The following is a 16,401-nucleotide window of genomic DNA, read 5'->3' as shown; positions in this document are numbered from 1 at the left end:
CGGAGAATCCATGGCCCTGCCCCTGATCCTGCTGCCGCTGCTCGCCCAAGTAGGCCCCGGTCCTGCGCTGCCGCAGGCCCCGCTGGAGATCAAGCGCCAAGAAAATCGAATTCGGCCGGACAAGGTGATCGACACGCCCGCGCTGCCGCCCAGCCGCCTGACGCAGTGCCTGACGCTGGCGCGCAGCGATCCCGCCAGCGCAGTAGAGCAGGCGGGAACCTGGCTGGGAACCGTCACCGGCTCCGCGCGGGTCGAACCGGGTCACTGCCTGGGCGTTGCGCTGACGGGGGTGGGCAAGCTGGACGAAGCCGAGGCCGCGTTCCTTGCAGCGCGCGACGACACCCCGGCAATGGAGCGGGCCAACCGCGCGCGGCTGGGCGCGATGGCGGGTAATGCCGCGCTGGCCGCCGGTTCGCCCGAACGCGCCCTCACGGCGCTCGACGCCGCGCATGGCGAGGCACTGGGGGCAGGCAACCTCAACCTCGCGGGCGAAATCTCGATCGACCGCGCCCGCGCGCTGGTGCTGCTGAAGCGCGAGGGCGATGCGGCCGCCGCGCTTGCCTCTGCCCGCACCAACGCACCGGAGAACGCGGTGGGCTGGCTGCTCTCGGCCACACTCTCGCGCCGACAGGGCAAGCTGGCCGAGGCGCAGCAACAGATCGAACTGGCCGCGCAACTGCTGCCAGTCGATCCAGAAATCGGGCTGGAAGCAGGGGTGATCGCTGCGCTGGCGGGCCGCGACGATGCCGCGCGGCGCAGTTTCCGCTCGGTCCTGAACGCCGCGCCCGGCAGTCCGGCGGCAAAAACCGCACAAGCCTATCTTGACCAACTGGGGCCAGAGGCGACACCATCGCCGCGATGATCGATCTTTCCGTCCTCGACCTGGTCCCCGTCCGCGAAGGCGGTACCGTCGCCGCCGCCATGGCCGACGCCGCCGCACTCGCCCAGTGCGCCGAACGCGCGGGCTACAAGCGGTTCTGGGTGGCCGAACACCACGCGATGGACGGCATCGCGGGCGGGGCAGCCTCGGTCGTGCTGGCGCATATCGGCGCGGCGACGTCCACCATCCGGATCGGATCGGGCGGGATCATGCTGCCCAACCATAACCCGTTCGTGATCGCGGAGCAGTTCGGCACGCTCGACGCGCTCTATCCGGGGCGGATCGACCTGGGGCTGGGCCGGGCGCCCGGCGCGGACGGACGGCTGGGGCAGGCACTGCGCAAGGATCTGATGCGCGCGGCGGAATACTTCCCCAACGACGTCGTCGAATTGCGCGCGCTGTTTACCGGCGATCTGGACCTGCCGCTGCGCGCGACGCCGGGATACGGCGCAAACGTGGAAATGTGGATTCTCGGCTCCAGCCTGTTCGGCGCGCAGCTCGCCGCCGCACTGGGTATGCCCTATGCCTTCGCCTCGCACTTTGCGCCCGATCACCTCGACGCCGCGCTGGAACTGTACCGCAAGCAATTCCGCCCCTCCGCCGCGCTGGAGCGCCCGCACGCGATGGCGGCGATGACCGTGATTGCCGCCGATACGGACGAGGAAGCCGTGCTGCTCGCCTCGTCCATGGACCAGAGCTTCGTCGCGCTGCGCAGCGGCACGCCGGGGCGGCTGAAACCGCCCGTTCCCGGCTATCGCCAGACCCTGCCCCCGCATGCACTCGCCATGCTGGAACACATGCGACAGGCCAGCGCGGTGGGTTCGCCTGAAACGGTGCGCGAACAGATCGGCCGATTCGTGGAACGCACCCGCGCGGACGAGCTGATCGTGGCCGGGGCCACCTTCGATCCGGCGGCGCGGCACAAGTCACTCGAATTAACAGTCAAAGCGCTCGGCTAAGCGCAATTCCCTAGGGGCAAACTGGTTGCAGCGGAGACCGGTTCGTCCTACACTGCGCAAATATGCTACTTAAGATAGCAATATTATAACACGCAGGAGCTGGTGGTGATGCCACCGGAGGAGAGCGCATTTCATGGTTTCGAAGCCCGTCCATTCCGCTGATGATGTCGCCCTGATCGAAGCTCTGGGGATGCGCCTGAGCAACGCGATCCTGCCGGGAGACGCCGCCTTCAGCGCCGATGGCCTGGCCCAGGCCGCACAGTTCGTGCTGGCCACCGCCGCAGTGCGCACCAGTGGCGATCCCGCCATCGCGATCGAGTCGGTCTCCGGCGGCGCGAGTGAGCGGTTCATGCGGATCGCGGTGATCAACGACGACATGCCGTTCCTGGTCGATTCGATCGCCTCTACCATTGCCGCGCACGGCCTGGCGATCGACCGGCTGGTCCACCCCGTGCTGCCCGTGCGCCGCGATGGCGACGGACGCCTGAGCGCGATCCCAACCGGCGATGCAGCGGGCGAAAAACGCGAATCGATGGTCTATCTGGAAACCCCGCGCGCCGATGCCCGTCAGCGCCGCGCGCTGGAACAGGCGCTGGCCGCGACGCTGGCGGATGTCCGCGCCGCGGTGGCGGACTGGAGCGCGATGCAGGCCGCGATGGCCGCCGATGCCGATACCGCCCCCGACAGCGAAGGCGCGGCACTGCTGCGCTGGTTCAAGGACGGGATGCTGACCCAGCTGGGCCACGTCGTGCGCCGCCGCGACGGCAGCCAGACCGGTGCACTGGGCATTTGCCGCAAGAGCGCGAAGGCGCTGCTTGGCCCGATTTCCTATGACCGCGCGTTCGCGTGGTTCGATGGGCAGGCAAAGGGCGTGCGCGTGCCGCTGGTGGTGAAATCCAACCAGGTCAGCAACGTCCACCGCCGCACCCCGCTGGACCTGTTCATCGTCCCCGTGCTGGAAGGCGGGCAGGTAGTCGCGCTGTCCGTTCATGCCGGCATCTGGACCAGTGCCGCCATGACCGCCGCGCCGCCCCAGATCCCCCGGATGCGCTCGCAGCTGACCGACATGGCGGCCCGGTTCGGCTTCTCGCCGCAGGGCCACGCCGGCAAGGCACTGGTCCATGCGCTGACCGCGTTGCCGAATGACGTGCTCATTTCGCTGGCCGATGCGGACGTCGAACGGCTCGCCACCGCGATGATGAGCCTGACCGACCGGCCCCGGCCCAAGCTGGCGCTGGTGCCCGCTGCGCTGATGCGCCACCTGTTCGCCTTTGTCTGGCTGCCGCGCGACATCATGTCGACCGCGACGCGGCTTCAGGTTCAGGCCATGCTGGTCGAAGCCAGCGGTGCGCCCGTGCTGGACTGGAGCACCGAAATCGACGGCCATCTGGCGCTGATGCGCTTCGTCCTCGACCTGCCCGAAGTCGCCAGCCTGCCGGACGAGGCCGCGCTGGATGCCCGCCTGCAGGCCATGCTGCGCGGCTGGGTCGAAGCGGTCGAAGTGGAAATCGCCGCGAGCGAAGACCCTTCGCGCGCCGCCGCCATTGCCGCCCGCTTTGCCGATGCCTTCCCGCTCGCCTATCGGAACGACTATGGCCCGGCCGAAGCCGCGCGCGACATCGCCCGGCTGCGCAAGCTGGCTGGCGAGGGTGAGAGCGGACCTTCGCGCGGTGCGCGCCTCCACGCCATGGCGGGAGACGATGCGGGCACGCTGCGATTGAAGCTGTACCAGCGCCACGGCGCGCTGGCGCTGTCCGATGCGGTTCCGGCGCTGGAAAACTTCGGCTTCCGCGTGATCGAGGACATGCCGACCGATCTGGATGAAGGTCGCGCCGGGACGATCCACGATTTCATCCTGGCCACCCCTGCCGGACAGGACCCTGCCGGGCTGCTCGACCGCGCCGAAACCATCGAGGCCGCGCTGGCCGACGTGCTGAACGGCGCGGCCGAGAACGATCCGTTCAACCGCCTGATCACCGCCACCGCCCTGTCCGCGCAAGAAGCCGACTGGCTGCGCGCATGGTACCGCTATCTGCGTCAGGCCGGGCTGAACTATACGATCCAGACCGCGGTCGATGCGCTGCAGAACGCGCCCACCGTCACGCGCGGGCTGATCGCGTTGTTCGTCGCCCGGCATGATCCTGCCTTCCAGGGTGATCGCGCGGCAGCAGAGGCGGCGGCACAGGCCGCGATTCGCGATGGGCTGGCCGGGGTATCGGCAATCAACGACGACCGTCTGCTGCGCCAGTATCGTGCCGTGGTGGAAGCCATGCTGCGCACCAACGCCTTTGCTCCGGCCGGGGCCGATGCGCTGGCGTTCAAGCTGGATTCGGCACTGGTGCCGGGTCTGCCCAAGCCGCTGCCGTGGCGCGAGATCTTTGTCTATTCACGGCGGGTGGAGGGCATTCACCTGCGCTCCGGCCCGGTCGCGCGCGGGGGCTTGCGCTGGTCTGACCGGCGCGACGACTTCCGCACCGAAATCCTCGGGCTGATGAAAGCCCAGCGCGTCAAGAACGCAGTCATCGTCCCAAGCGGCGCGAAGGGCGGGTTCTATCCCAAGCAGCTGCCCGATCCCGCGCGGGATCGTGACGGCTGGCTGACCGAGGGCAAGGACAGCTACAAGCTGTTCATCCGCACGCTCCTGTCCATCACCGACAACATCGTCGACGGCAAGGTCGTCCACCCGCCGCGCGTGACCGTGCGCGATGGCGAGGACCCCTATTTCGTGGTCGCCGCCGACAAGGGCACCGCCACCTTTTCCGACACCGCCAATGCGCTGGCCGATGAACGCGATTTCTGGCTGGACGATGCTTTCGCCAGCGGCGGGTCCAAGGGCTATGACCACAAGGCGATGGGCATTACCGCCAAGGGCGCGTGGCTGTCGGTCCAGCGGCACTTCCTGGAAATGGGCGTCGATGTGCAGACCGATCCGGTCCGCGTCGCCGGCTGCGGCGACATGTCGGGCGACGTGTTCGGCAACGGGATGCTGCTGTCGCGGTCGATCCAGCTGGTCGCCGCGTTCGACCACCGCCACATCTTCCTCGATCCCGCGCCCGACGCGACCAAGAGCTGGGCCGAGCGCGCCCGGATGTTCGCCCTGCCGCGCTCCAGCTGGGACGATTACGACAAGGCGCTGATTTCCGATGGCGGCGGCGTGTTTGCCCGCAGTCTGAAGGAAATCCCGCTGTCCCCGCAAGTGCAGGCCATGCTGGGGCTGGATGTGGAAGCGATCGACCCCGACAGCCTGATCACCGCGATCCTGAAGGCGGATGTCGACCTGCTGTGGTTCGGCGGGATCGGCACCTATATCAAGGCGTCGAGCGAGAACAACGTGGCAGTGGGTGATCCCGCCAACGATGCCCTGCGGATCGACGGCGCGGATGTGCGCGCCCGCGTGATCGGCGAGGGCGCCAACCTGGGCTGCACCCAGGCGGGCCGGATCGAATACGCGCTGCGCGGTGCCGATGGCCGGGGCGGGCGCAACAATGCCGACTTCATCGACAACTCCGCCGGGGTCGATTGCAGCGACAACGAGGTCAACATCAAGATCGCCCTGGCCGGAGCCAAGCGGGCCGGGCGGCTGGATGAGCCGGCGCGCGTCGAACTGCTCACCGCGATGACCGACGAAGTGTCGGCGCTGGTGCTGGAAGACAACCGCTTGCAGGCGCTGGCCCTGTCCATCGCGCAGGCGGGCGGACCGCAGGCAACCGCATCGCACATCCGCCTGATCGAGACGCTGGAGGCAGGCGGACATCTGGACCGCAAGACCGAAGGCCTGGCCGACAGCGACGTGCTGGCCCGCCGCGCCGCGGACGGACGCGGGCTGACCCGCCCCGAACTGGCCGTGCTCATGTCCAGCGCCAAGCTGGTGCTGCAGGATGCCCTGGAAAGTTCTGCCGTGGTGGACGATCCGGGGCTGGAGGACGAACTGCTGGCCGCCTTCCCGGCTCCGATGCGCGAACCTTTCGCGCAGGATATCCTGGCGCATCGGCTGCGGCGCGAAATCATTGCCACCAAGCTGGCCAACCGGATGATCAACCGGCTGGGCCTGATCCATCCGTTCGAACTGGCCGAGGAGGAGGGCGCGACGCTGGCGCAAGTCACCGCCGCGTTCATCGCCGCCGAACGCCTGCTGGGGATGCGCGACGTGTGGAGCGCGATCGAAACCGCCGCAATGCCCGAAGCCGCGCGCATTGCGCTGTTCGACCGGGCCTCTGCCGCAATGTCGGACCACATCGCCGATCTGCTCCGCATCGGCCATGGCTCGAACGAACCGTCACGGCTGGTCGCAGAACTGGCCCCCGGCGTTGCGGAACTGCGCGATGGCGCCGCCGGGTTGCTGGCCGGGGAAGCGCTGGCGCAATCCAACCGGATGCGCGCCGAACTGGCCGCGCTGGGTGCACCAGACGCCCAGAGCGCGATGGTCGCAACGCTGTTCGACCTGGATGGCACCATTGGGCTGGCCCGCCTGTCGCGCGATAGCGGCGTCAGCGCCCGCGCGATCACCGCCGCGTTCACCGATCTGGGCGCGCGGCTGGGGCTGGACTGGGCGCAGATGACCGCCGCGCGGATGAACCCGTCCGACCCGTGGGAGCGCCTGCTGGTCAACGGGCTGGCCCGCGATTTCCAGCAGATGCGGCTGGACTTCCTGCGCCGAGTCATGGGCCAGACCGGCGATGCCGGGGCTGCCGTGGCCGGATGGGCCGAAACCCATGCCGCCGCGATCGGCCAGTTCCGGCAAATGGTGAAGCGGGCGCAAGGCGCGGTGCCCGTCGCCCCGGCCATGCTGGCGCAAGTGGCGAGTCAGGCGCGCAACCTGCTGGGACGTTAAGGCTCCAGCAGGCCGAGCGCCCAGCGTGCGGCATCCGCCACCGCTGCGTCCGGATCGTCCAGCAACGCCCGCACCGGCCCGGCCAGCGCCGGATCACCGCTGTTGCCCGCCGCGTAGAGGCAGTTGCGGACCATCCGGTCCCGCCCGATCCGCTTGATCGGACTGCCGGAAAACAGCCGCCGAAAGCCTGCATCGTCGAGCGCCAGCAGGTCCGCCAGCCGGGGCGCGACCAGTTCCGCGCGCGGCAGAAACGCCTTCATCCGCGCGGCGCTGTCGGCAAACTTGTTCCATGGGCAGACGGCCAGGCAATCGTCGCAGCCATAGATCCGGTTACCCAGCGCCTTGCGGAACTCCAGTGGCACCGGGCCTTTCAGCTCGATCGTCAGATAGGAAATGCAGCGCCGCGCATCGAGCTGATAGGGCGCGGGGAACGCCGCCGTGGGACAGGCGCGCTGGCAGGCATCGCACGATCCGCAGCGGTCGCGCCCCGGTGCGTCCGGTTCGAACGCCAACGTGGTGTAAATCGCACCGAGAAACAGCCAGCTGCCATGTTCGCGGCTGACCATGTTGGTGTGCTTGCCCTGCCAGCCAAGGCCGGCCGCGGCGCCCAGCGGCTTTTCCATCACCGGGGCAGTATCGACGAACACCTTGACGTCCGCCCCGCCCAGGTCGCGTTTCTCCGCCTCCATCACCAGCCAGCGGGCCAGCGCCTTCAGCGCCTTTTTCACCGTGTCGTGATAATCCTGCCCCTGCGCATAGACCGAAATCCGGCCCCGCTCCGGCGCGGCTTCCAGCGCCAGCGGATCGGCGGCGGGGGCATAGCTCATCCCCAGCGCGATCACGCTTTGCGCCTCTGGCCACAGGCCTTGCGGGCTGCGGCGATGGTGCGCGCGGTCCTGCATCCAGGCCATGTCGCCGTGGCGCCCTTCGGCCAGCCAGGCCTCCAGCCGCGCCGCGCGCAGCGCATCCTCTGCCGCCGGGGCGATCCCGCAGGCGACAAACCCCAGCCGCCGGGCTTCGGCGGCCAGATCGTGCTTCAGGGCCGTGATTGCCGCCGCGTTAACCAAACTTCCTGTTGCTCCTGTTCACGGCCCTGCCATTACTGCCCCCAACCATGAATCTAGGGGAAGCACCAGTGGTGAGCAACGCGGGCGCGGGGGCAAATCGTCCGCTGGCGATCGAGGCACGTGGAATCGTCAAGCGGTTCGACGGCTTCACGGCGGTCGACGGGGTTGACCTGACCGTTCCCGAAGGCGCGATTTACGGCATTCTGGGGCCGAACGGCGCGGGCAAGACCACGACGCTGCGGATGCTGCTGGGGATCATCGACCCGGATGAAGGCGTGCGCCGCATCCTGGGCCATGACCGCCCGCACGAGGTAGCGCACACCATCGGCTACCTGCCCGAAGAGCGCGGGCTCTATCCATCGATGAAGGCTTATGAGGCGATTGCCTTCATGGGCGCGCTGCGCGGCCTGCCGCTGGCCGAAGGGCGGCGGCGCGGGCGCGAACTGCTCGAACAGCACGGGCTGGGCTATGCCGCCGACCGCCAGATCCGCCAGCTGTCCAAGGGGATGGCGCAGCAGGTCCAGCTGCTCGGCACGCTGGTCCACAACCCCCGGCTGGTAGTGTTCGACGAACCGTTTTCCGGCCTCGATGCGCTGAACCAGGGCAAGCTGGAACGGATGATGCGCGGCCTCGCCGAAAGCGGCGTGACCGTGATCTTCTCGACCCACGTGATCGCCCATGCCGAGCGGCTGTGCGACGAGGTGGCGATCATCGCCGGGGGCAAGGTGCCGTTCGCCGGGCCGGTGGACGTCGCGCGTGACCGCATCCGCCCGCAAGTGCGGCTGGAAACCCGCGCCAGCGACGGCCCCTGGCGCGCGGCCCTGCCCGCCGATGCCCGGCACGAGGGCGCCTACTGGATGTTCTCGCTCCCCGAAACCGGGGTGGAGCCGCTGCTCCGCGCGCTGATCGAAGGGGAGGCGGGCATTCTCTCGCTCTCCATCGAGCGCGCCGGGCTGCACGATGCCTTTGTCGCCATCGCGGGCGAGGCTGCGGCCCGCGCGCTGGAAGAATCGCCCGAGGAGGTCCGCTGATGTCCGCCGCTCCCGTATCCGGCCGCCTCTCCACTCTCGCCGCCGCGCTGGTGATCGCGCGGCGCGATTTTACCGCGATCCTGTTTTCGCGCAGCTTCTTCTTCTTCCTGCTGGGGCCGCTGTTCCCGCTGATCGTCGGCGGGCTGGCTGGCGGGATCGGCGCAAGCGTGAAGGAAACCACCGCCCGCCCGGAACTGGGGATCGCGATGAGCAAGGCCGATGTCGCGGCCATGTCTGCCGCCTATCGCCAGTTGCAGGGCCAGCTGGCCTATCTGCCGGATCTGGTGGTCGTGGCCGAACTGGAACCGGGGCAGGCGTTCGACGCGGGCGCCGCCGTGCGCGACCGCAAGCAGAACCTGGCGGCCGTCATCACCGGCACACCGGCACAGCCGGTGCTGACCGGCACGCGCGACCTGATCGAACGCTGGCAGGGACCGGTTTCGCTTGCCGCCGCGCAGGCGCTGGGCAATGCGCCGGCGTCCTATCCCAAGGTCGAACTGTCCAATCTGGTGACCAAGACCACGGCCGATGAAAACCGCAGCCGGGTAACCACCGCGCAACTGGGCCAGACGGTGCTGTTCCTGCTGACGATGCTGCTGGCGGGCATGGTGCTGTCCAACCTGGTCGAGGAAAAGGGTAACAAGATCATCGAGATCCTGGCCGCCGCAATCCCCATGGATGCGGTGTTCCTGGGCAAGCTGTTCGCGATGCTGGCGGTATCGTGGGTGGGCATCACCGTGTGGGGCGTGACCGGTACGGCCGTGTGGCTGGCGGCCGGCAATTCGCTGGCGGACTATCCGGCCCCGGCGGTCGGCTGGCCGATGTTCTTTGGGCTGGCGGTGCTCTATTTCTCGATGGGATACCTGCTGCTCGGCTCGCTGTTCCTGGCCATTGGTTCGATGGCGTCCACCGTGCGCGAAGTGCAGACGCTGTCGATGCCGGTGACGATGCTGCAATTGCTGAACTTCTTCTTTGCCAGCTATGCGATGGCCCGGCCCGGCAGCGCGATCGAGATCGCGGCGACTGTCGTGCCGTTCAGCAGCCCGTTCGCCATGCTGGCCCGCGCCGCACAGGACCCGCGGCTGTGGACGCATGGCCTGGCGCTGGCCTGGCAGGTGGTCTGCGTGGCGATCTGCGTGAAGGCCGGGGCTACCCTGTTCCGCAAGTGGGTGATGAAGAGCGGCCCGGCACGCGGCGGGCGCAAACGGCGCTGGTTCGGACGGCGGGCAAAGGCCGAAACGGCGGTTTGATCCCCTGCGGTCTGGCTATTGACTCTCCGGTAAGTAAAGCGGGATAAGTCCTTAAGGGCAACGTATCGATAACCTGCGTGCCGGAGAGGAAAATTCATGGCCACCCAACCGCTTAACGCCGCGAATCCGTTCACCTATCGTCGTTCCCCCTCGGCCACCGAGGCCTTCGAGGCATGGCTGAAGGAACATGGCCAGGAACTGCCCAAGCACACCCATCCATGGGACGTGTCGCGCTCTGACATCTATGTCGAGGATCGCTGGCAGCCGATCTTTGCCGAAATGCGCGCGAAGGCGCCGATCAACCGCGTGCCGGAATCGCCCTATGGCGCGTACTGGAACGTGACCACGGCCAAGACCATCCAGCACGTCGAGGCGCTGCCGGAGCTGTTCTCATCGTCGTGGCAGTATGGCGGCATCACCATTGGCGACCCGCCGGAAGATGTCGATCCCGCCGTGCTGGAAGAACGCCGCCTGCCGATGTTCATCGCGATGGACCGGCCCGAACACACTGGCCAGCGCCGCACCGTGGCCCCCGCGTTCACGCCGGGTGAGATCGACAAGATGGCGGCAGAAGTGCGAATGCGCACGGCCGCCACGCTCGACAGCCTGCCGTGGGGCGAGGAGTTCGACTGGGTCGACAAGGTGTCGATCGAACTGACCACCGGCATGCTGGCGATCCTGTTCGGCTTCCCGTGGGAAGACCGCCGGCTGCTGACGTTCTGGTCGGACTGGGCAGGCGATGTAGAACTGGGGCTGGCGCGCGGGCTGGAAGACCTGCGGTTCGGCATCCTCAGCGAAATGGCGCATTACTTCCAGCAGCTGTGGATGGAACGCATGGGCGCCGCGCCCAGCCGCGACCTCATCTCGATGATGATCCATTCCGATGCGATGAGCCACATGAGCCCGCAGGAATTCATGGGCAACCTGGTGCTGCTGATCGTGGGCGGCAACGACACCACCCGCAACACCATGTCGGGCATCGTGCATGCGCTTGATCAGTTCCCCGACCAGCGCGCGATCTTCGAAGCCGACGGATCGGTGATTCCCAACGCGGTGCAGGAATGCATCCGCTATGTCACCCCGCTGGCCCACATGCGCCGCACCGCGACCGAGGATGCCGACCTGTTCGGCAACCAGATCGCCAAGGGCGACAAGCTGATCCTGTGGTACATTTCCGCCAACCGCGACGAGACGGTGTTCGAAAACCCGGACAAGCTGATCATCACCCGCGAAAATGCCCGGCGGCACCTGTCGTTCGGCTATGGCATCCATCGCTGCGTCGGCGCGCGGCTGGCCGAACTGCAACTGAAGATCCTGCTGGAGGAAATGCGCGAACGCCGGATGCGCGTGAACGTGACCGGCAAGGTGGAACGCGTGCGCGCGAACTTCGTCCACGGCTTCCGCCGGCTGGATGTGACGCTGTCGAAGTTCTGAGGCTCTGTGGGGCGGGCCGCGAACCTCAGTTCCGGCCCGCTTCCACTTCCCACAATTGCAGGCCGGTCTTGCCCGGCAGCATGACCGGTCGCAACCATTCCGGCGCGCGACCTGCCAGCAGCCGCGCCATCAGTCCGTCTGGCGCGGCGCGCTGGTAATTGCCCGCCTCGATCAGGCCGGGGCAGATCATCACATAGCGGGCACCGCGCCGCGTCACGATGGCCCTCGCCGCATCCGGCTGGGCAATGAACGCGGCAATCACATCGTGCAGCGCCTGCGGCGCGCGGTGATGCGCGGTGGCGATCACGCGGTGATGCGTCTCGGCCAGCAGGACCGGGCCGATGTCGATGGGGGCGAACACCGTTGCCGGGGCCAGCGCGTTCAGCGCAGGCGCGGCGGCGCGGATATCGCAGGCCAGCTGGGCAGAGGGCATGGGGGCCGCAGTGCCGGCCGGTGCGGCGGTCAACTTGCCCAGCGCGATCAGCGGCACGCCCGGCATGACCACAGCGGCAATCGCCAGCAACCCGGCAACGCGCGGCAGGGGCCGCTTGAAGCCGCGCACCCGGCGATGCCATTCGCGCACTTGCCAGGCCAGCGGCACGGCAGCGATGGCGCAGGCAAATGCGGAGGACCGGGCAACGACAACCGCCAGCAGAATCGTCCCGGCGAGCAGCACAGCATAATCAAACCAGAACCGCCGTGGCCATCCTTGCGATGCCAGCCACAGGCGGACGGCGCCATAAAGGCCCGCCAGCGGCACCGCGATCATTTGCGCGATCACGGCGGGCTTTTGATACCATACCGGCATCCCTTCATGGACATTGCTGTACCAGAAGCTGCGCACCAGCGGATCGAGCGCCGCGAACGGTCCGCCCGCGCAATGCGGGGCCAGCGCCAGGATCGTGATGCCCGCCAGCGCCGCACAGGCGCCAAGGCCCAGCGCGCGCGCCAGCACCGGCAAGGGCGGCAGCGCGGCCAGCACGGTCGCGGCCAGCGCGGCAACCGTCAGCCCCGCGAGGTAAGCCGGCGAGAGGCTGTCGCAATGACTGGCCATGTCGGTCAGCCCATGCGTGCCCAGGAACGCTGCCACGCCGACAATCGCCAGCGCCTGCAGGAACCCGGCGGGGCCGCTGCGCATCGCGGGATCGATCACCGCGCGCAAACCCAGCACCGCGCCGAACAGCGCGGCAATCGGCAGCAGTTCCAGGCTGATCGTCATACCCAGCGCCAGCGCCGCGCCGCTCAGCCACCCGGCCCGCCAGGCAGTGCGCGCGGTGAGGCCATTGAGCGCGGCCAGCACGGCCACGACCTGCCAGCCGTGATGGTCGATCCGCAGCGGCTGCAATTGCGCGGTGAGCGGCGTGGCGAGCGCGAGCAGCAAAATGGTGAAGTAGATCAGGTTCTCATCGACCAGCCGCCAGGCCAGCCGCGCCGCCAGCAGCATCGCCGCGCCCAGCGTGAGCAGCGGCACCAGCACCAGCGCGGCGTGCTCCGCCAGCGCCGGGCCCAGCAGCGGGCGCAGCGCCAGTTGCACCCCCGCCAGCGGCAGGTCGACCAGCCGCGACCAGTGCATCAGCATGCCCTGCGGCGGATCGATGCGGTATTGATGGAGATCCCAGAAGCCCTGTCCCGCCAGCAGATCGCGCACTTGCACCATGCGCAGCGTGTCGTCGGCATCGGGCAGGTTCAGGGCGGCAATCGCGGACCACTTGGTCGCGACATAAATCATGCAGACAATCAGCCAGACCAGCCCCACCCGCACGGTCAGTTCAGCGGGAAAGGGCGGTCGGCGGCGCTCGCCCAACCTCACGAAGCGCTGCCCGTGGCACCGCTGTCCGGGCGGAAGATCACCTTTTCACGCAGCAGCCAGGTCGCGGTAAAGCTCGCGGCGATGGCCAGCAGCTTGGCCAGGCGCGGATCGGTGCCCAGCATATCGCCCGTACCGACAATCGCCGTGGTCAGCGCCAGCCCGAACAGGGCCGAACCCACGAACATCGCCTTTTGCCGGGTCCGCTGCGGTCCGCGCGCGGCCACCCCCTGCTGGAACACCGCGCGGCTGGACAGCAGCCAGTGCGCGACGATCCCCAACGAATAGCCCGCCGCAGCGGCCGGAGCCCCCGGCACGCCCAGCGCCAGCAGCGCAAGGAACGAACCAAGGTCCACCCCCAGCGCCAGCGCGCTGGCCGCAAGGTAGCGCAGCAGGACCACGTTCCGGAGAGCGGCGATGCGGTTCATGGCCAGCCCGTTTCCTTATGCGGCGTCGCGCTGCTTGGGCGCGGCGATGCGTTCGGGCACCTCGCGGACCGATGCCAGCGCGGCGGCCTGGTCCTCGCTCACTTCGCGACGCGCGGTCGGCAGGGCCGCCTGTTCGCCTTCGTCGCCGGCTTCGTGATACTCGGCATCCTCGTTCACGCACCACACGTCATAGACGCGCTGCCCGGCGATGATGTTCTCGACCGTCAGCATCGCGGTCATCATCGCGTGATCCTGATTGTTGTAGCGGTGCATCCCGTTGCGCCCGACCATGTGCAGGGTGGGGTGGGCGCCTTCCAGCTCGCGGCGCATGGCATCGACGTGCGCGGCATAGTCCTCGTCATAGACCGGATAGGCCTTTTCCTGCCGGACCACGGCCCCGCCGATCACCTGTTCGGCCGAAACCAGCCCCAGCGTGGCAAGCTCGCGCGTCGCCAGCTCGACCAGATCGTCGTCCGCCATCGACCACAGCCCGTCGCCTTCGAAGCAGAAGTATTCCAGCCCCACGCAGGCAACGCTTTCGTCCGGCACCATTTCCGGCGACCACGACCGGAAGTTCTGGATGCGGCCAACCTTTACCTTGCTGTCGTGGATGTAAATCCAGTTGTCGGGGAACAAGTCATCCGATCTGATCTTCAGCGCGACGGTCAGGAAGTCGCGGTAACGCAGCTGCTTGGCGTTCAGGCTGGTCTGCGGCAGCGGGTGGAGCCGCGCGGCGAGTTCGCGCATCGGCGCGGAACTGATCGCATGGCGCGCGCGCACCACGGTTTCGCCGTGTTCGCCCGTGGCGGTCATGCGCCAGCCGCCCTGCCCGTCGCTGGCCAGCTGCTTCAAGGCATGGCCTATCAGCACTTCGCCCTTGCCGCTGGCCACGATCTTGTCGCGCGCGGCATCCCACATCATGCCGGGGCCGAGGCGCGGATAGCGGAAGGTTTCCAGCAGCGTCTTGGTCTGCATCCCGTCGTTGGGTGCCTTGTTCAGGCCCAGACTGCGCTTCAGCCCGTCGACCACCGCACCCCACAGCGACAGCCCCTTGATCCGCTGCGCGGCCCAATCGGCGCTCATCTCGTCGCAGGGCATGCCCCAGACCTTCTCGGTGTAGGTCTTGAAGAAGATCGAATAGAGCTTCTGGCCGAACTGGTTGACGGTCCAGTCCTCGAAGCTTTTGACCTGCTTGTTTGGGAATGCCTTGGCCTTGGCAAAGCTGATCATGCACAGCGTGCTGCGCACGATCCCCAGGTTCCACAGCGCTTCGAACGCGCGCAGCGGATAGCTGTAGAATTTGCCCTCGTAATAGATCCGGCTCATCCGGGGGCGCTGGATGAAATCATCCGGCAGGATCTCGTTCCACAGATCGACCACCTGTTGGCTCTTCGAAAAGAACCGGTGTCCGCCGATGTCGAAGCGATACCCCTCGTGCTCCACCGTGCGGCTGATCCCGCCAACGTAGTGTGCGTCCTTTTCGATGATCGCCACCGAAAGCCCCGCCTTGGTCAGCAGGTATCCGGCGGTCAGGCCTGCCGGGCCAGCCCCGATGATCGCGACATCGACGGTCTTTTCATGATTCGGCGCCGCACCATGCGCACCGGGAAGTCCTGCAATTGACATTCTGCCCCCGCTTGAAAGCTTGAGGCAGGAGTGAAGGAAAATGCCTAATCACTGGTTAACGCGGGGACGGGATCGGTCGATCCCGCTCATTCCGGGGGCGCCCTGCAACCCTGCCACCAGCAACGCCAGCTCATCCAGCCGGAATGCTTCCTGGAACACCAGTCCATGGTTAACGCCGCGCCGCCAGCGCACGCGGGCATGGCGCAGGGGAAAGTCCGGCGATTCGATCCGCACCGGCTGGCGTAATGCCAGTGGCGGGTCGGCACGAACCAGCGCGCCCAGTTGCGACAGATCACACAGCGTTACCGCCTGGGCCGCTCCATCGGCCCACACCATGACCGGCAATTCCAGATGCAGACGGATGTGGCGCCGGGGAAATGGCCCGGCTTCTTCGTCCACCAGGCGATGGGGATCGACCGGCGCGTCCCGAAACCGGAACCCGGCATGGCCATCGGCCTGCCACACCGGATCGAGCGCGAACTGCTCACCCTGACCCAGTTCCAGCTGCCAGTCCGCCGAATCGGGCAGCGGATGGAACAATCGCACTTTCAGGCCGGTGGCGGAAACGTCGCGCAGGATGCACAAGTATTCGCGATCCGCAGCGATCAGCTTGGCCGCGCGCAACAGCAGGGTATAGCGCTGCGCCGCCCGCTGTTCGGGCGTTGCCGCATCCGCTCGTGTCGATTCGCCGCTTGCGGCCATGCACCTGTCCCTGGAACGCCGCCCGGACAGCGTTTCCGGGCAGATCCGGACTTAACGCAAGTCGGTTAACCCGCCCGCGCACAGGCCATAGGGGAAAGCCCGATGCCGGATCGGGGATGGCTTCAAAGCTGAGGGAAGTGGATGCCCCGCGAGGATTCGAACCTCGATAGACGGAATCAGAATCCGTAGTCTTGCCATTAGACGACGGGGCAACAGGCGGTGGCCTCTAGGGCGGGTTCGCGCCCGCGTCAAGCCACTGCTCTTGCCCCGGATGGCAACTCGCTCTACGCATGATCTCAGGTACTCGCCGCGATCGGCGGGAAAACGATAAGAGACGCAGGCAAAGTATGGCGGACAAGTTTCCGCCGGCAGTGTGTGAATTACAG

11 protein-coding genes and 1 tRNA gene are annotated in these 16,401 nt (G+C 67.6%); 6 read left to right on the top strand and 6 right to left on the bottom strand.

Annotation, left to right across the window (positions count from 1 at the left end):
• Positions 1 to 10: 10 nt before the first annotated feature.
• The 3 genes from IE113_RS01360 to IE113_RS01350 all read left to right on the top strand — a co-directional run bounded on the left by IE113_RS01360 (position 11) and on the right by IE113_RS01350 (position 6,670).
• On the top strand, positions 11 to 862 hold the full coding sequence (locus tag IE113_RS01360) for a tetratricopeptide repeat protein (protein ID WP_189538628.1): 852 nt from the start codon (positions 11 to 13) through the stop codon (positions 860 to 862).
• Positions 859 to 1,839 (top strand): LLM class flavin-dependent oxidoreductase, encoded by a 981-nt coding sequence (locus IE113_RS01355; protein ID WP_189538627.1) that lies wholly within the window; start codon positions 859 to 861, stop codon positions 1,837 to 1,839. Before IE113_RS01360 ends, IE113_RS01355 begins: the two co-directional genes overlap by 4 nt.
• Positions 1,840 to 1,972: 133 nt before the next feature.
• Positions 1,973 to 6,670 (top strand): NAD-glutamate dehydrogenase domain-containing protein, encoded by a 4,698-nt coding sequence (locus tag IE113_RS01350; protein WP_189538626.1) that lies wholly within the window; start codon positions 1,973 to 1,975, stop codon positions 6,668 to 6,670.
• On the opposite strand, the gene queG is transcribed toward IE113_RS01350, so the two are convergent.
• Positions 6,667 to 7,737, bottom strand: coding sequence for a tRNA epoxyqueuosine(34) reductase QueG (gene queG / locus IE113_RS01345; protein WP_189538625.1), 1,071 nt, complete (start codon positions 7,735 to 7,737; stop codon positions 6,667 to 6,669). The two genes, IE113_RS01350 and queG, sit on opposite strands and share 4 nt — an antisense overlap.
• Positions 7,738 to 7,784: 47 nt before the next feature.
• On the opposite strand from queG, the gene IE113_RS01340 reads away from it, so the two are divergent.
• The 3 genes from IE113_RS01340 (at position 7,785) to IE113_RS01330 (ending at position 11,452) form a co-directional block, all read left to right on the top strand.
• On the top strand, positions 7,785 to 8,768 hold the full coding sequence (locus tag IE113_RS01340; RefSeq protein ID WP_189538624.1) for an ABC transporter ATP-binding protein: 984 nt from the start codon (positions 7,785 to 7,787) through the stop codon (positions 8,766 to 8,768).
• Complete coding sequence (locus tag IE113_RS01335) at positions 8,768 to 10,018, top strand: ABC transporter permease (protein WP_189538623.1); 1,251 nt, start codon at positions 8,768 to 8,770, stop codon at positions 10,016 to 10,018. The genes IE113_RS01340 and IE113_RS01335 overlap by 1 nt, the downstream gene beginning before the upstream one ends.
• 96 nt (positions 10,019 to 10,114) lie before the next feature.
• Positions 10,115 to 11,452, top strand: a complete 1,338-nt coding sequence (locus tag IE113_RS01330; RefSeq protein WP_189538622.1) for a cytochrome P450 — start codon at positions 10,115 to 10,117, stop codon at positions 11,450 to 11,452.
• Positions 11,453 to 11,477: 25 nt separating this feature from the next.
• Here IE113_RS01330 and IE113_RS01325 read toward each other — a convergent pair whose 3' ends face one another.
• The 5 genes from IE113_RS01325 to IE113_RS01305 form a co-directional block, all read right to left on the bottom strand.
• Positions 11,478 to 13,262 carry a hypothetical protein gene (locus IE113_RS01325; protein WP_189538621.1) on the bottom strand — a complete coding sequence of 595 codons (1,785 nt, stop codon included), beginning with the start codon at positions 13,260 to 13,262 and terminating at the stop codon, positions 11,478 to 11,480.
• On the bottom strand, positions 13,259 to 13,687 hold the full coding sequence (locus tag IE113_RS01320) for a GtrA family protein (RefSeq protein WP_189538620.1): 429 nt from the start codon (positions 13,685 to 13,687) through the stop codon (positions 13,259 to 13,261). Before IE113_RS01320 ends, IE113_RS01325 begins: the two co-directional genes overlap by 4 nt.
• Before the next feature lie 15 nt (positions 13,688 to 13,702).
• Entirely contained in the window at positions 13,703 to 15,313 is a 1,611-nt protein-coding gene (locus tag IE113_RS01315) for an NAD(P)/FAD-dependent oxidoreductase (protein WP_189538619.1), read from the bottom strand.
• Positions 15,314 to 15,361: 48 nt separating this feature from the next.
• Positions 15,362 to 16,015 carry a PilZ domain-containing protein gene (locus IE113_RS01310; RefSeq protein ID WP_189538618.1) on the bottom strand — a complete coding sequence of 218 codons (654 nt, stop codon included), beginning with the start codon at positions 16,013 to 16,015 and terminating at the stop codon, positions 15,362 to 15,364.
• A 138-nt stretch (positions 16,016 to 16,153) separates the two neighbouring features.
• Positions 16,154 to 16,227: transfer RNA gene (locus tag IE113_RS01305), tRNA-Gln, on the bottom strand.
• Positions 16,228 to 16,401: the final 174 nt, after the last annotated feature.

The sequence above is a fragment of the Novosphingobium arvoryzae genome, from assembly GCF_014652615.1.
GTDB lineage: Bacteria > Pseudomonadota > Alphaproteobacteria > Sphingomonadales > Sphingomonadaceae > Novosphingobium > Novosphingobium arvoryzae.
Note: the sequence above shows the minus strand (reverse complement) of the source record. Positions and strands in the feature narration are given on the sequence as shown.

Excerpts from the sequence above, each read along its gene's own strand:
- IE113_RS01360 (WP_189538628.1), top strand. The coding sequence starts at position 11 with ATGGCCCTGCCCCTGATCCTGCTGCCGCTGCTCGCCCAAGTAGGCCCC.
- IE113_RS01355 (WP_189538627.1), top strand. The coding sequence starts at position 859 with ATGATCGATCTTTCCGTCCTCGACCTGGTCCCCGTCCGCGAAGGCGGT.
- IE113_RS01350 (WP_189538626.1), top strand. The coding sequence starts at position 1,973 with ATGGTTTCGAAGCCCGTCCATTCCGCTGATGATGTCGCCCTGATCGAA.
- IE113_RS01340 (WP_189538624.1), top strand. The coding sequence starts at position 7,785 with ATGAATCTAGGGGAAGCACCAGTGGTGAGCAACGCGGGCGCGGGGGCA.
- IE113_RS01335 (WP_189538623.1), top strand. The coding sequence starts at position 8,768 with ATGTCCGCCGCTCCCGTATCCGGCCGCCTCTCCACTCTCGCCGCCGCG.
- IE113_RS01330 (WP_189538622.1), top strand. The coding sequence starts at position 10,115 with ATGGCCACCCAACCGCTTAACGCCGCGAATCCGTTCACCTATCGTCGT.
- IE113_RS01320 (WP_189538620.1), bottom strand. The coding sequence starts at position 13,687 with ATGAACCGCATCGCCGCTCTCCGGAACGTGGTCCTGCTGCGCTACCTT.
- IE113_RS01315 (WP_189538619.1), bottom strand. The coding sequence starts at position 15,313 with ATGTCAATTGCAGGACTTCCCGGTGCGCATGGTGCGGCGCCGAATCAT.
- IE113_RS01310 (WP_189538618.1), bottom strand. The coding sequence starts at position 16,015 with ATGGCCGCAAGCGGCGAATCGACACGAGCGGATGCGGCAACGCCCGAA.